This is a genomic window from Ruegeria sp. ABV3_008 (assembly GCF_056161185.1).
The window spans coordinates 306,850-321,880 of record NZ_JBSWYP010000002.1; the positions used below are offsets into that span (position 1 = coordinate 306,850).

General features: G+C 59.2%; 14 protein-coding genes. 9 read left to right on the plus strand and 5 right to left on the minus strand.

Translation table 11 applies throughout. From position 1 onward, the window contains the following. The first annotated feature begins 3 nt into the window (after nt 1-3). Both ACXAH8_RS05665 and ACXAH8_RS05670 read left to right on the plus strand, forming a co-directional pair. Nucleotides 4-429 carry a GlcG/HbpS family heme-binding protein gene (locus ACXAH8_RS05665; RefSeq protein WP_475216739.1) on the plus strand — a complete coding sequence of 142 codons (426 nt, stop codon included), beginning with the start codon at nt 4-6 and terminating at the stop codon, nt 427-429. 230 nt (nt 430-659) lie between these two features. Further along, nucleotides 660-1,439, plus strand: coding sequence for a gamma-glutamyl-gamma-aminobutyrate hydrolase family protein (locus tag ACXAH8_RS05670; RefSeq protein ID WP_170678481.1), 780 nt, complete (start codon nt 660-662; stop codon nt 1,437-1,439). Between the two features lie 50 nt (nt 1,440-1,489). Here ACXAH8_RS05670 and ACXAH8_RS05675 read toward each other — a convergent pair whose 3' ends face one another. Together ACXAH8_RS05675 and ACXAH8_RS05680 are read right to left on the minus strand one after the other, a co-directional pair. Then, on the minus strand, nt 1,490-3,730 hold the full coding sequence (locus ACXAH8_RS05675; RefSeq protein WP_475216741.1) for a xanthine dehydrogenase family protein molybdopterin-binding subunit: 2,241 nt from the start codon (nt 3,728-3,730) through the stop codon (nt 1,490-1,492). A 3-nt stretch (nt 3,731-3,733) separates the two neighbouring features. Continuing rightward, nucleotides 3,734-4,198 carry a (2Fe-2S)-binding protein gene (locus ACXAH8_RS05680; protein ID WP_475216742.1) on the minus strand — a complete coding sequence of 155 codons (465 nt, stop codon included), beginning with the start codon at nt 4,196-4,198 and terminating at the stop codon, nt 3,734-3,736. A 97-nt stretch (nt 4,199-4,295) separates the two neighbouring features. Here ACXAH8_RS05680 and ACXAH8_RS05685 point away from each other — a divergent pair, with 97 nt between their 5' ends. Continuing rightward, nucleotides 4,296-4,874, plus strand: a complete 579-nt coding sequence (locus ACXAH8_RS05685; protein ID WP_475216743.1) for a TetR/AcrR family transcriptional regulator — start codon at nt 4,296-4,298, stop codon at nt 4,872-4,874. Here ACXAH8_RS05685 and kynU read toward each other — a convergent pair. Next, nucleotides 4,867-6,060: a kynureninase gene (gene kynU / locus ACXAH8_RS05690; protein WP_475216745.1), complete on the minus strand. Its 1,194-nt coding sequence runs from the start codon at nt 6,058-6,060 to the stop codon at nt 4,867-4,869. The two genes, ACXAH8_RS05685 and kynU, sit on opposite strands and share 8 nt — an antisense overlap. A gap of 193 nt (nt 6,061-6,253) precedes the next feature. Between kynU and ACXAH8_RS05695 the strand changes: the two genes are divergently transcribed. The 6 genes from ACXAH8_RS05695 to ACXAH8_RS05720 all read left to right on the plus strand — a co-directional run bounded on the left by ACXAH8_RS05695 (nt 6,254) and on the right by ACXAH8_RS05720 (nt 12,980). Next, nucleotides 6,254-6,703 (plus strand): methyltransferase family protein, encoded by a 450-nt coding sequence (locus ACXAH8_RS05695; protein ID WP_475216747.1) that lies wholly within the window; start codon nt 6,254-6,256, stop codon nt 6,701-6,703. 130 nt (nt 6,704-6,833) lie between these two features. Beyond that, a complete protein-coding gene (locus tag ACXAH8_RS05700; RefSeq protein ID WP_475216749.1) occupies nt 6,834-8,405 on the plus strand; it encodes a Re/Si-specific NAD(P)(+) transhydrogenase subunit alpha in 1,572 nt (523 codons plus the stop codon). 13 nt (nt 8,406-8,418) lie between these two features. Further along, nucleotides 8,419-9,870 carry an NAD(P)(+) transhydrogenase (Re/Si-specific) subunit beta gene (locus ACXAH8_RS05705; RefSeq protein ID WP_170493727.1) on the plus strand — a complete coding sequence of 484 codons (1,452 nt, stop codon included), beginning with the start codon at nt 8,419-8,421 and terminating at the stop codon, nt 9,868-9,870. Between the two features lie 159 nt (nt 9,871-10,029). Continuing rightward, nucleotides 10,030-10,386 carry a VOC family protein gene (locus ACXAH8_RS05710; protein WP_475216751.1) on the plus strand — a complete coding sequence of 119 codons (357 nt, stop codon included), beginning with the start codon at nt 10,030-10,032 and terminating at the stop codon, nt 10,384-10,386. 107 nt (nt 10,387-10,493) lie between these two features. Next, nucleotides 10,494-11,771, plus strand: coding sequence for a DUF3422 family protein (locus tag ACXAH8_RS05715; RefSeq protein WP_475216753.1), 1,278 nt, complete (start codon nt 10,494-10,496; stop codon nt 11,769-11,771). A gap of 72 nt (nt 11,772-11,843) precedes the next feature. Then, nucleotides 11,844-12,980, plus strand: coding sequence for an MFS transporter (locus tag ACXAH8_RS05720; protein WP_475216755.1), 1,137 nt, complete (start codon nt 11,844-11,846; stop codon nt 12,978-12,980). A gap of 6 nt (nt 12,981-12,986) precedes the next feature. Here ACXAH8_RS05720 and ACXAH8_RS05725 read toward each other — a convergent pair whose 3' ends face one another. After that, the gene (locus ACXAH8_RS05725; protein WP_170375078.1) at nt 12,987-13,967 is read right to left on the minus strand and encodes an ABC transporter permease; all 981 of its coding nucleotides are present in this window, start codon (nt 13,965-13,967) and stop codon (nt 12,987-12,989) included. Beyond that, complete coding sequence (locus ACXAH8_RS05730; protein ID WP_170375080.1) at nt 13,960-14,967, minus strand: ABC transporter permease; 1,008 nt, start codon at nt 14,965-14,967, stop codon at nt 13,960-13,962. Before ACXAH8_RS05730 ends, ACXAH8_RS05725 begins: the two co-directional genes overlap by 8 nt. Nucleotides 14,968-15,031: the final 64 nt, after the last annotated feature.

The window sequence follows — 15,031 nt, forward strand, 5'->3', positions numbered from 1 at the left end:
GGGATGGCAATTTCCTTGCGCAAGGCGCGTACCATCATTCGTAAAGCTCTGGAAGAGGGGCGCCGTTTGGAATTGAAACCGCTTTCGGTCGTTGTACTGGATTCAGGCGGTCATGTCATTGCGTTCGAGCGCGAAGATGGCGCGGCCCCCGGACGGTTTGGAATTGCGCAGGGCAAGGCCTATGGCTCGGTCATGCTGGGTATGGCCGGGACGGCGCAGATGCAGCGGGCCGAAGCGCAGGCCTATTTTATGGCTGCGGTGAACGGCGTCTACGGCGGACAGGTTGTTCCGGTGCCAGGTGGCGTGCTGTTGCGCGACAAGAAAGGTGCCGTGATTGGCGCCGTTGGCGTGACGGGCGACACCTCGGACAATGACGTGCTTGCTGCGATGGCAGGGATCGAAGCCGCGAACCTTGTTGGCGAAAGCTGATTTCCTTGAAAAAGGGGAGAGCCTGCGCTGGCTCTCTCGCCCAAATTGGACTTTTTGCATTGCACGTTTAGCGGGCAATGGGAGCCCGATTGTCACACTGTCCTATCGTTTGAATAGATGTGCGGCATTGAACACGTACTTGCGCTGACACACAGGGCCTGTGCTATTGCGCGCTGTTGTCCCTGCCGATAGCTTTTCCACACGTTTAGGAAACAAATTGGGAAAGCAGAATGTCTCGACCCGTCGTCGGTATCATCGGCAACTCTTACTTGATGAATGACAACTACCCGACGCATGCCGGTGGCACGATGAACTCGGATGCCGTTGCGAATGTTTCAGGGTGTTTGCCACTGCTGATCCCGGCTGATCCACGTTACGTCTCGGTAGAGGAATTGCTGGACGCCTGCGACGGGTTTCTTCTGACGGGCGGTCGCCCCAATGTGCACCCCGAGGAATATGGTGAGCCGCCGACCGAAGCGCATGGCGATTTCGACCGGGCGCGCGATGCGATCACACTGCCGCTGGTACGCGCCTGTGTTGAGCGCGGCCAACCGTTCTTTGGAATTTGCAGAGGTTTTCAAGAAGTTAACGTTGCGATGGGCGGTACGCTCTATCCCGAGATCCGCGACCTTCCGGGGCGGCAGAACCACCGGATGCCACCGGATGGAACGCTTGAGGAAAAGTTCGCCCTGCGCCATGTCGTAACTCTGAACGAAGGCGGCGTGTTCCATCGGCTGTTCGGTGCGCGCGAAGTGATGACCAATACGCTGCACGGTCAGGGGATCAAGGCCGTAGGCCAGAACGTTGTGATCGACGGCCACGCACCGGATGGCACGCCCGAGGCGATTTATGTCAAAGATGCGCCGGGCTTTACCCTCTCTGTCCAATGGCACCCGGAATGGGATGCTGCGAACGACCCGGTCTCGCGCCCGTTGTTTGAGGCGTTTGGCGCGGCCGTCAAAGCCTGGTCCGCTGGATCAAGCACGCGGTTCCTGCAACAGACAGCTTAAGTTTTGGCACCGGTCCGGCCGGGAGGGGATGCCGGACCGGTGCGTCGCGATCAAATCAGTAGGTCGAACTGATTGATCAGCGGCAGGGTTCGCGCGCGTTCTCCGGTCAGATCAAACAGCGCATTACCTAAGGCCGGCATCGAGGGGGGTGTACCGGGCTCACCTGCGCCGCCAATATGGCGGTTGGTCTCGAGAACGCGCACTTCGACCTGCGGAGCCGTGTGCATGCGAAGTGCGTCATAGTCGGGGAAGTTGAACTGCTCGACTTCGCCCTCGGCAAAGGTGATCTCGCCGTAGCAAGCTGCGCTCAGGCCATACATCATCCCGCCGAACATCTGCGCCTTGACGTTTTCTGGATCCAACGCGAGACCCATGTCACAGGCGATCCACGCCTTGTTGATGCGGATGGTGCCGTCTTCGTCGACCACCTCGATCACCTGCGCGACCGGAGTACCAAAGCTGTAGGTGAAGGCAACCCCGCGACCGACGCCAGCCGGAGTTTGACCTGTCCAGCCCGACATCTCTTTCACGGCTTCAAGGCAACCTGCCGAAGGGGCGTGTTCGGTCTTCATCAACTCCAGCCGGAATTCAAGCGGGTCGCGGCCTGCGGCGTGGGCCATCTCATCCATGAAGGTTTCATGGAAAAAGCCGTTGTGGCTGTTACCGACCGAGCGCCAGAAGCCAACAGGCACGTCGAGCTTCGCGATATGGCCGCTCATCCGGTAGTTCGGAACCGCATAAGGTTGGTTGAAGAAGCCCTCGACCAGAACCTTGTCGGGGCCCGCGCCGGGCATGCCGGTATAGCGCTCAACCGCTTGCTGCGTGCAGGATTGCGAGGCAACCGCGCCGTCGATCAGCACCGCTTTGCCATCCTTCACGGCGCCACGCAGCCGAGCGATCGCGCCAGGGCGGTAGTAGTCGTGGCGCATATCTTCTTCGCGGCTCCAGGTCGTCTGGACCGGAGTGCCGGGCATCGCCATGGCGACCTTGGTGGCGATGTCGCCGAAATCCAGTTCCCCACGGCGCCCAAACCCACCGCCCAGATAGGTGGTGTGGATCTGCACCGCATCCGTATCCAGACCGGCGGTATTGGCGACGCGGAACTGGATCAGCGTGGGGGCCTGGTTGCCACACCACAATTCCAGCGCGTCACCGGTGTAGAGCGCGGTGGCATTCATCGGCTCCATCGTGGCGTGGGCCAGATAGGGCAGGCGGTATTCGGCAGTGATTTCGGTTGCACCTTCGGGAATGATGCTAACGTCGCCGTCATCGCGCATCGTCGAATTCGGAGCATCATCAAACGCTTCGGCGATCTTGGCGAAGATGCCGTCGGTTTCCGGCGGGTAGGGGGCATCGCCCCAATCCACGTCGATCACCTCCACCGCTTGATTGGCAAGCCATGTGTTGTTGGCGATGACCGCAACGCCAGTGCCCAGATCAACGATCTGTTCGACCCCCGGCATGTCTTGTGCGGCGCTGTCGTCATAGCCACTCATCGCGCCGCCCAGTTTGGGGTTCATTCGCACGGCTGCAAATTTCATACCGGGCAGGCGGACATCGACTCCGAATTCAGCGGTGCCTGTCGCTTTGCCAACCATGTCCAGACGCGGTTGGGTCTGCCCCAGATACCGCCATTCGGACGGGTCACGCAGAGGCACCTCGACCGGCTCTAGACCGGCCGCATCCATTGCGAGGTCAGTATAGGCGATCTTGTCGCCATTGGGCGCGATGACGTGCCCAGAGGCCGTCTGTAGTTGCGACGGGTCAACCTCCAGACGGTCGGCAGCTGCCCGTTTCAGTGTCTCGCGGGCCGACGCGCCGGCCTGCCGCATCCGCTCGAACCCGTCTTTCATCGAGGTCGAGCCACCGGTGACCTGAAGGCTCAGCGCTTTGCCGAGGACACCCAGCGCCTCACCCAGATTGTGCTGGAAGTTCGAGATGTCGTAGCCCTTGTTTGGTAGCCCTTCGCCAACAAGCGCGGAATTGTAGTAAGCCGCCGCAGCAGGGCCATGAAGCACGTTGATCTGGTCAAGATCGACGTCCAACTCCTCGGCGATCAAAGCAGCCCAGGTTGTCTTTACGCCCTGTCCCATTTCGGCACGCGGGGCGAACAGGGTCACGCCATTCTGGTCGATCAGAATGAATGGGTTCAGCGCGGCCTCACCCTCGCCAGGTTTCAGCGGGTTCGGGGCGGGACGGGTGACGTAGTAGGCACCAAACGCAACGCCGCCAACAATGGCGGCCGAGCCGATAAGGAAAGTGCGGCGCAGAATTTTCCCAACTTTTCCCATCTCTTAAGCCTCCTGCAACTTGCCAGCGGCGTCTTGGATCGCGGCGCGGATGCGGGGATAGGTGCCACAACGGCACAGGTTGCCCTGCATCGCGTCGTCTATGTCGGCGTCAGTTGGGGCAGGGTTTTCCGCAAGCAAAGCTGCCGCCTGCATGATCTGACCAGACTGGCAGTAACCGCATTGCGCTACCTGATGATTCACCCAAGCCTGCTGGATCACGGCCATCGCCTCGGGCGAGCCGATGCCTTCGATCGTGGTCACATCGCCCCAGACATCGGACAGCGACACCTGGCATGATCGCACGGCCTCACCATCGATATGCACGGTGCAGGCGCCGCAAGCAGCCACGCCGCAGCCGAATTTGGTTCCGGTCAGGCCGACCTCATCCCGGAGGACCCAAAGCAGGGGGACGTCGTCGGGCAGGTCAACCTGATGTTGCTTGCCATTGATCTTCAGCGCGGTTGCCATGGCACACCTCTCGTAGCTGTGGCGGTTTCTGACATAATTGTCTGAAAGTGTCAGTATGTCAATTGACAAATTATACGAAAACTGTCAAATCGGTTTCATGACGGAAAAACAGGACGATCCGCGGCAACAGGCCATTCTTGCGTCGGCGCTTGAGGCGTTCGCGGCCTATGGGTTTCGCAAAACCTCGATGGACGATATCGCCAAAGGGGCGGGTATGTCGCGCCCGGCCGTGTATTTGCACTACAAGAATAAAGAGGCGATCGTGCGCAGCTTGACGAGGGCGCACTACGCCGAGAAGACCACAAACGTATCGCAGGCCTTGTCGGGCAATGGCAGCGTCTCCCAGCGATTGGCCCGTGCGATTGACGGCCAGATCAAGGGGTTGGCTGAGATACTGACCTCTCCCCACGGGCGCGAGATGCTGGATACCAGCAAATCGACCGCCTCGGACATTTTGGCCGAGGGTGAGGCGGAAATGACCGCGCTTTATGCCGACTGGTTGCACCGCGAAGACAGTGCCGGACGCGTCCACCTACCCAACGGCCCGGAAGAGACAGCGAAGACCATCACCGCGACCCTGATGGGCGTCAAGATGACCGCAACCAACGCAGCTGAATTCGAGCAACGTATCTCGCAATTGGCGGAATTGCTGGGCGCCGGGCTCGAGGTCAGGTAACCCGCTGGCGGATTTTGTACTCGGGTTGGTCCCACAGGTCGTTGGTGATGATGTCCGCCAGAATATCTGCGGCCTGTTCCACGTCGTTCTCGTCAACATAAAGCGGCGTGAAGCCAAAGCGCATGATGTCCGGCGCGCGGAAATCTCCGATCACGCCGCGGGCAATCAGCGCCTGCATGGCCGCATATCCTTCGGCAAAGTGGAATGAGACCTGGCTGCCACGCTGCGCCGGATCGCGTGGGCTGGCGAGGGTTATGCCGGGGCAAGTGGCCTCGACCTTTGCAATGAACAACTCGGTCAGTTCGATGGATTTCGCCCGGACATCGGCCATCTCGGCCATGTCCCAGACATCCATCGCCGCAGACAGCGCGGCCATTTGCAAGACCGGAGGGGTGCCGACTCGCATCCTCTCAATCCCCGAACCGGGACGATAGTCGAGATCGAAGGCAAAGGGTGCTTCGTGCCCCAGCCATCCCGAAAGCGCCGGGCGGACACGGTCGGACAGGCGCGGGGCGACGTAGATGAACGCGGGCGCACCTGGGCCGCCGTTGAGGTATTTGTATGTGCATCCGACCGCAAAATCGGCATTGCACTCGGCTACGTCGACTGGAATTGCACCGGCGGAATGGGCCAGATCCCAAACCGTCACCACACCGTTGGCATGGGCCAGCTCGGTCAGAGCTTTCATGTCGTGCATACGGCCGGTGCGATAGTCGACTTCGGTCAGCATCAGAACGGCGATCTCTTCGGTGATGTTTTCAGCGACCTCCTCCGGGGCGACGACGCGCAATTCGTAATCCGCGTTCAGAGAACGCAGCAACCCGTCCGCCATATAGAGATCAGACGGAAAATTGCCGTTGTCCGACAGCACAACCTTGCGGTTCGGGTTCAACTCCAGCGCCGAGGCCACGGCCTGATAGACCTTGATCGACAGGGTGTCGCCGACCACCACGCTGCCTGCCTCGGCCCCGATCAGACGTCCGATCCGATCCCCCAGACCTGTGGGCAATCCCATCCATCCGGCCTTGTTCCAACCGGTGATCAGCATCTGCCCCCATTCCTGCGTCGCCGTTTGGTGCAGACGCGCGTCAACCGCCTTTGGCAACGGACCCAGAGAGTTGCCGTCAAGATAGAAAATGCCTTCGGGCAGTTCGAACATGGCTTTGGTTGCTTTGAAGTCGGTCATTCCGGCTTGGCCCTGTTGTTTATTTTGGTTGTATCCGTTGGCTATCGGATGCGCTAAGCGCTGTCCACCGATGCATATCTTCGAAATAAATTGCCGCGACCTTTTGATGTTTTGATCTTAAGGTCGGAAAGCGGTAGACAAACTGTCGAAAACGACACTTTCTTTGAGAGATATCGACAGGTAATCAGCGCGAATGCAGAAAATCGACATCCCTCCGATCTGGTTGCTGGGGGCGGCTTGCCTCGCGTGGTTGCAAGCGCAACACCTGTCTTTTGGGCTGTCCCTTGACGGGTGGTTGACTGATCTTGCCAGCGGCGTGCTCATCGGTGGCGGTATTGTTCTGGCTGTTCTGGCGGTTGTCGAATTCCGCCGCCATCAGACGACGGTAATGCCACACCAGACCCCATCCAGCATGGTGCAAAGCGGAATTTTCAAACGCAGCCGGAACCCAATCTATCTGGGGGACGTCCTTATCCTGACCGGTTTGATCCTACGCTTCGATGCGGTCCTGTCGCTGGTTCTGGTGCCAATTTTCGTCTGGATCCTGGAACGCCGCTTTATCGAGCCGGAAGAGGATCGCTTGCGCCGCAAATTTCGCGCTGACTTCGCCCGTTATGCGCAAAAGACACGACGCTGGATTTGAAGGTGTGCTGCCAATGACACAACGTAACGAATGCTGCAGTTGCGAAATAATCTTTCGCAATGTAGGTGAGGATTGAACGAAAGATGCAAAGAACTCGCGCGAACATATCGAAAGTAAAGGAGGCTCTCCGTTGAAGATAGGAACGCCAAAAGAAGTTTTTGACGGTGAGAACCGGGTGGCGATGACGCCGGACTCGGCGCGCCAGCTGCAAAAACTGGGCTATGACTGCCTGATCGAAAAGGGTGCCGGTGCTGCGGCGGGCTTTTCTGATGCGGCTTACAAAGAGGCCGGTGTCGAGGTTGTGAAAACCGCGGCGTCACTTTGGAAAGCTGCGGACATCGTCGCCAAGGTGCGCCAGCCGAATGAGACCGAGCTGAAGCGTCTGACCAAAGGCAAGACGCTGATCTCTTTCTTCAACCCGGCAGGGAACGAAGAGGGGATGGAGGCTGCCAAGTCCAAAGGCGCGAATGTAATTGCGATGGAGATGGTTCCGCGTATTTCCCGTGCGCAGAAAATGGACGCGCTGTCCTCGATGGCGAATATCGCGGGTTACCGTGCGGTAATTGAGGCGGGCAACAACTTTGGCCGTTTCTTCACCGGTCAGGTGACCGCGGCCGGTAAGGTGCCGCCTGCGAAGGTACTGATCGTGGGTGCCGGTGTTGCCGGTCTGGCGGCGATTGGTACGTCCACGTCGCTGGGTGCAATCACCTATGCGTTCGACGTGCGCCCCGAAGTGGCCGAACAGGTCGAGTCGATGGGGGCCGAGTTTGTCTATCTGGACTTTGAAGAAGACCAGCAGGACGGCGCGGCTACCGGCGGCTATGCCTCTGTTCAGTCGGATGAATTCCGCGAAGCGCAGTTGGCCAAGTTCCGTGAGTTGGCGCCCGAGATGGACATCGTCATTACAACGGCGCTGATCCCGAACCGCGAAGCGCCCGAGCTTTGGACCAAGGATATGGTCGAAGCGATGAAGCCGGGCTCGGTCATCGTCGATTTGGCGGCGGAGAAGGGCGGCAACTGTAAGCTTACCGTCGCGGATGAGAAGATCGTGACCGACAATGGCGTGACCATCATCGGCTATACCGACTTCCCCAGCCGGATGGCGGCGCAGGCGTCGTCTCTGTACGCGACCAACATCCGTCACATGATGTCTGACCTGACGCCCGAGAAGGACGGTCAAATCAATCATGACATGGAAGATGACGTGATCCGCGGCGCAACCGTGACCCATGAGGGTGAGATCACCTTCCCGCCGCCGCCGCCCAAGGTGCAAGCGATTGCGGCGCAGAAAAAGCCCGAGGTCAAGGAACTGACCCCGGAAGAGAAAAAGGCGCAGGAAATCGCAGCCTTCAAGGCGCAGACCAAGCAGCAGTTCACCCTGCTGGGTATCGGAGGTGCGTTGATGCTGTTGGTGGGGCTGATCGCTCCGGCCAGCTTCATGCAGCACTTCATCGTCTTTGTGTTGGCGATCTTTGTGGGCTTCCAAGTGATCTGGGGCGTTGCGCACAGCTTGCACACACCGCTGATGGCGATCACCAACGCGATCTCGTCGATCATTATCGTCGGAGCTTTGATGCAGATCGGGTCCGGGTCGTTCCTGGTTATTCTGCTGGCGGCGCTGTCTGTCTTCATGGCCGGGATCAATATCTTCGGCGGCTTCCTCGTAACCCGGCGCATGCTCGCCATGTTCCAGAAATCCTAAGGAGGTCGGGCATATGATTGGCTTCACTTCTGCCGCTTACGTTGTTGCGGCTGTCCTTTTCATCCTGTCGCTCGGCGGCCTTTCGAACCAGGAAAGCGCCAAGCGCGCGGTCTGGTACGGTATCGTTGGTATGGCGCTGGCGGTTTTCGCCACGCTTGTCGGTCCGGGTTCGGGCCTCTGGCTGCTGTCCATTCTACTGATCATCGGTGGTGGTCTGATCGGTCAATACGTGGCGCAGCGTGTCCAGATGACCGAGATGCCGCAGCTGGTGGCCGCAATGCACTCGCTGGTTGGTCTGGCGGCTGTGTTCGTAGGCTTCAACGCGCATTTTGAGATCGGAAACGTGGCTCAGGTCATGGCGATCAAAGATAGCGCGGGTCAGGCGGACCTGTCCGACCTTGGAGCATTCGCCAAGCTGATCGCCAAGAAGACCCCGGCGGAACTGGCGATCCTGCATGTTGAGCTGTTCCTGGGCATTTTCATCGGTGCGATCACCTTTACCGGCTCGGTCGTGGCCTATGGCAAGCTGGCGGGCAAAGTGACCTCGGCGGCGACCAAACTGCCCGGTGGTCATATGCTGAACGCGGCGGCTGCAGGTCTCTCGCTGATCTGTCTGATCTGGTACACCAGCTCAGGGAGTCTGTTCCCGCTGTTCCTGATGACGCTGGCGGCGTTGTTCATCGGCTATCACCTGATCATGGGCATCGGTGGTGCTGACATGCCGGTGGTTGTGTCGATGCTGAACTCGTATTCGGGTTGGGCGGCAGCCGCGATCGGCTTCAGCCTTGGCAACGACCTGCTGATCGTTGTTGGCGCTCTGGTCGGATCGTCGGGTGCGATCCTGTCCTACATCATGTGTAAGGCGATGAACCGTCACTTTGTCAGCGTGATCCTGGGTGGCTTCGGTGGCCCGCAGGGTGAGCAGATGGCTGTCGAAGGCGAACAGATCGCGATTGAGGCGGACGGTGTTGCCGCTGCGCTGAACGATGCGGATAGCATTGTCATCATCCCGGGTTACGGCATGGCCGTTGCTCAGGCACAGCAGTCGGTGTCCGAGCTGGTTCGCAAGCTGCGCGCCAAGGGCAAAGAGGTGCGCTTTGCGATCCACCCCGTCGCCGGACGTCTGCCGGGCCACATGAACGTGCTGCTGGCCGAGGCGAAAGTGCCGTATGACATCGTGCTTGAGATGGATGAGATCAACGACGATTTCCCGGACACGGATGTGGCCATCGTCATCGGCTCGAACGACATCGTGAACCCTGCGGCGCAGGAGGATCCCAACAGCCCCATCGCCGGTATGCCGGTTCTGGAGTGCTGGAAGGCCAAGCAGGTCTTTGTGTCCAAGCGTGGTCAGGGCACTGGCTATTCGGGCATTGAGAACCCGCTGTTCTTCAAAGAGAACACGCGCATGTTCTATGGCGACGCCAAGCAGTCGCTAGACAAGCTGCTGCCGATGATCGAGTGATCAAAACGCACAATTCAATTGCAAAGGGCGCCTGCGGGCGCCCTTTTCTTTTCTACTTTGAAGCGGGCTTGGCCTTCGCGCCTCCAGAGTATTGCAGCCAGATGAAGCAAGCTTGATATGCTATTTTACGTCTGAAGGGTACTTTGTGGGAGCAAGGTCATGGAGAAAGTAAACGGAATCGGCGGGGTCTTTTTTCGCGCCAAGAACCCCAAGGCCTTGAGTGAATGGTATGAAAGACACCTGGGGGTAAATCACTATGTTCCGGTCCCTTGGAAGCAGGCCGAAGGCTATACGGTCTTTGCACCCTTCGCCCAGGATACCGCGTATTTTGGCCGAAGCGAGCAGCAGTGGATGATCAATTTCAGGGTTGATGATTTGGCCGCTTTGACACGCCAGCTACAGGACGCAGGGATCACCGTCGAAACCAATCCGGATTGGGATAGCGAGGTGGGTAAATTCGCCCGTATTCATGATCCCGAAGGCAATCCCATCGAGCTATGGCAGCCAAATCAATGAATTGGCTGGAATGTATACCGTCGCATTCTTGTAAGTATCTGAAATAAAATGGGAATTGATGTATTTTGGGTGTGCCGTATAGTGTGTCGGATGAATCGGAGCCCCGCATGACGCCAATCGATGACCACCCTTTACGCTATCGGCTTGCCAATGAACTGCACGCCCGACCTTTTCCGGTGGCGCAGGTTCCATGCACGGTTGCCTTTCTGGCGATCAAAAAGCCCGGCACGTCGCAAGGTGGGGACCGGCAGGACGACATTGCGCATTTGATAAATCTGTTGGATCGTCACGGCGCGCCGCACCCTCAACCCGACGCGACCCACTATGCGGGGCAGATCGGACGCCATTGGCTCAAGTGGGAGCAACACACTGAGTTCGTAACCTTTACTGCGATCTCTCAGAACGTGAGTGAGCGGGCGTTCAACCCCGCCGATTTCGAAGTCTTCCCCCCGGATTGGATGATGGCCAGTCCCGGCCAAAGGATCACGTCGGCTTTGCTACGAGTTGTTCCGCGCCCAGAGGATGACGTCGTCCAGAACCTGCTACCGGATTGGTTCGAACCCGAAAGCCTTGCTGTGTCCCGCGTTTTGGACGATGCCGCGATCTGCGCCAGCGATTTTCGTATCGACCCGGCAGGGCATATGCGGTTTGCGCTGTTCGTCTCGGATGGAACAGGAGAGCGCCGGGTTGGCCGGATCATCCAGCGCCTGTGCGAGATTGAGACTTACAAGGCCATGTCCATGCTGGGGTTTGCTCGGGTCAAATCGCTGACCCCGCGCATCGGCGAATTGGATCAGAAGCTGACCGCGCTGATGGGCGAAATGACCGATGGCGGCAAACATCCCGATGATATGCTACCGCAGCTTCTAAAAACCTCGACCGAGTTGGAGACGATCTCGGCACGCTGTTCTTTTCGGTTTGGGGCCACGGGCGCCTATGAGGCCATCGTTAACCAACGCGTCAAAGTCTTGCGGGAAGAGCGGTTCATGGGGGGGCAGACCTTTGCCGATTTCATGATGCGCCGCTATGACCCTGCGATGCGGACTGTGAAATCGACGGAACTGCGTCTGCAGGCCTTGTCTGACCGGGCCATCCGCGCCGGAGATCTGCTGCGAACACGTGTGGACGTGGAACGCAGCGCGCAGAATCAGGCCTTGCTGGAAAGTATGGACCGCCGCGCCGATCAGGCCCTGCGCCTGCAGCGCACGGTCGAGGGGTTGTCGGTGGTTGCCATCAGCTACTACGCCGTCTCGCTGGTCAGCTATCTGCTGTATCCTCTGACGTCGGCGGGGATCAGCAAGGGAATGTTGACGGCTTTGGTCACGGTTCCGGTTATTCTGGCCGTTTGGGTGGGCGTCCGCAGAATTCGGCGTCGGCTAGAGTGAGCAGCGCTTGCCTCTGTTTGGTAGCGTTGTACTAGTAGCCGGCGAAGCGCATCAAACAAGCGGAGCTTAAATATGATCAGTGTCGTTGCTGCGTGGCGCGCCGTCACCGCGATGTTCGCGCTGAATGGTGCCCTGTTCGGTATCTGGGCCTCTCGCATTCCGGCGGTTCGCGATCATCTGACCCTCAGCCATGAAGAGCTTGGCTATGGTCTTTTGTTCATGGCAGCGGGTGCCGTCTGCTCCTTCCCGGTGACCGGGCGATTGACCGACCGGTTTGGGGCCGTATCGATCACGCGGATCATCGCGGTGCTGTACACCTTTTCGCTGGTTTTGCTGGCGCTGGCCGACAGCTTCACCATGCTTGCAGCGTTCCTGCTTCTGTTCGGTGCCTTTCATGGCTCGATGGACGTGGCGATGAACGCTTGGGCTGCCGAGGTTGAGCAGGCCTACGACAAACCGCTCATGTCCTCGTTTCATGCGATGTGGAGCCTTGGTGCCGGCCTTGGGGCGGTCAGTGGATTTATAGCTGTTCAGTGGGATGCGACTGTTCTGCAGCATTTTCTGGTTGCGGGAGGCGTTGTGGTGGCACTGGCCTTGGCGATGTCCTGGGTACAATGGACGTCGCGCCGCGCGGAACAGTCTCAAGGTGCCGTGTTTGCATTCCCGTCCGGGGTGTTGATCCTCGTTGGTTTCACCGCGCTATGTGGTGCGTTGGGGGAAGGTGCGGTCGCAGATTGGAGCGCCCTTTTCCTGCGCGACGTTACTGGGGCCGCTGAGAGTGTCGCAGCATTGGGTTATGCGGTTTTTTCGGTCGCGATGGTGGTGTGTCGTTTGGCTGGCGGCTTCCTCATCGCGCGCGTCGGCCCGGTCGCAGCAGCTAGGGGCGGTGGTGTCTTTGCTGCGATAGGGGTGTTCTGCGTGGTGTCCGCCGGTGCCGCGCCATTGGCGTTGGTCGGGTTCACGCTGATGGGGGTCGGTTATGCGGTGATCATGCCTTTGGCGTTCAGCCGCGCCGCGAACGACCCAAATGTCCCACCGGGACAGGCCATCGCTAGTGTTGCAACGCTCGGATATGGGGGGCTGTTGATCGGACCGCCGCTGATCGGGTTTCTGGCCGAATTGCTGTCTCTGCGGATGGCATTCGGTGTCTTGCTGCCGCTTGCGGTGCTTATCGTGGTCTGTGCCGGCGCGCTAAAGCGCGCCGACTGAGTTTTGTCACCGGCCGCGAATGCGCGGATCCAGCGCGTCTCGCAAGCCATCGCCCAGATAGTTCACGCTGAGTACAGTCAGCGAGATCGCAAGGCCGGGCCAGAACACACGCTCGGGGTATTGCTGAAGATAGTCGACGCCATCAAACAGAAGGCGGCCCCAGGTCGGGAAATCCGGCGGGAAGCCGAGCCCGAGGAAGGACAGCGCGCTTTCGGTGATGATCGCCGTCGCAATCCCCAGCGTTGCCGACACCATGATCGGAGACAGGACGTTCGGCAGGATGTGACGCGTGATGATCTGTCTGTTGCTGGTGCCAATGGAGCGTGCCGCGAGAACGAACTCACGCTCTTTGATGGCCAGCACGTCGCCGCGTACGATCCGGGCCGTGGGCATCCATGAGGTGATGCCGATGGCGCAGACGATCAGGATGAAAATCCCACGCTCCAGCCCGAATGCGGCGGACAGAGGCTCGCGGAAAAGCAGCATCATGACCAGCAACAGGGGCAGCAGGGGCAGGGCGAGGAACAGATCGGTCAGGCGCATCAGCGGCCCGTCGAGGCGTTTGAAGAAGCCCGCGATCACACCAATGAACGATCCGAGAAACAGCGCCAGCAACATAGCGGTGATGCCAACCGAGACCGAGGTCTGACCACCCGACATCATCCGCGCCAGAATATCCCGGCCCAGCTGATCGGTGCCGAACGGATGCGCCCAGCTGGGGCCCTGATTACGCGACCGGATGTCGATTTGGGTTGGGTCGATGCTCCAGAGGTAGGGCCCCAGATACACACCGGCGACGATGAAGATGAACAGGATCGCCCCGATCATCGCGCCTTTGTGCGTTTTGAACTGGTCCCACACATCGCGCCACTGGCTGCGGGGCGGGGTAGCCAGGTCGTCCATGACGCCTGCGGTCGGCAGCGCGGTTGAGGCAGGAGCCAATCCTTCGTCGGGGACCAGCGTGTCTGATTTGTCAGTATCAGTCATAGCGAATCCTCGGGTCCAGAATGCCGTAGAGTACGTCAGCGATCAGGTTGAACAGGACGATCAACACGGCAAAGATGAAGGTCAGCGTCTGCACCATCGGCAGGTCATTGGCTTGAATCGCGCCGATCAGCAACTGGCCGATACCGTTCACCTTGAAAACCTGCTCGGTGATGATTGCGCCGCCGAAGATGGCCGGAATACCCAGCGCAATAACGGTAACCACCGGGATCATCGAGTTGCGCAGGACATGGACCATCACAACCGTGTACTCGCTCAGCCCTTTGGCGCGGGCGGTACGAACGTAATCCTGGTTGAGGTTGTCCAGCATCGAGGCGCGCATGAAGCGGCTCAACTGCGCAGTGATCTGCAGCGCCAGAACCATGACCGGCATGATCATCTGCTTCAGCTGTACCACGAAGCTATCCCAGCTGTTTACCACATGGGTGGTGTCATAGATCGACGGGAACCAACCCAGCTGGACCGAGAAGATCACGATCACCAGCACGCCCGAGAAGAAGGGCGGGACTGAGAATCCGACCATCGAGACAAATGTACCCATCTGGTCGAACCAGGAATACTGGCGGTATGCGGAATAGATGCCGATGGGCAGCGCGATCAGGATGGCGACCACATACGCGGTGCCGACAACCCACAGGGTCTGCGGGATACGCTGAACGACGATGTCCATGACGGGCGAGCGGGTTTGCCACGAAATCACACGTAGGTCACCTTCAGAGAAAGTGGTGCCAAACATATGGTCGATCAGAACCTGCGGCTCGATCCAGAAGAACTGCACGATCCATTTCCAGAACCGGATATGCATCGGCTGGCCAAGGCCAAGCGCCTCGCGCATCTTCTCTTTGACTTCGGGGGGGACGGTGAGGGGAACCTGTGCCATCGGGTCGCCTGGGGCAAGCTCGAGCAGCAGGAAGATGACGAGGCTGATGAACAGCAGCGTGGGTACGGCCAGCACCAGTCGTCTGATGGTAAAGTTGAGCATTCAAAGGCGCCTTTGTTGATGCGTCTTTTTGTTGGAGTGGTCTGCAAATGACCGCGCCCCGATA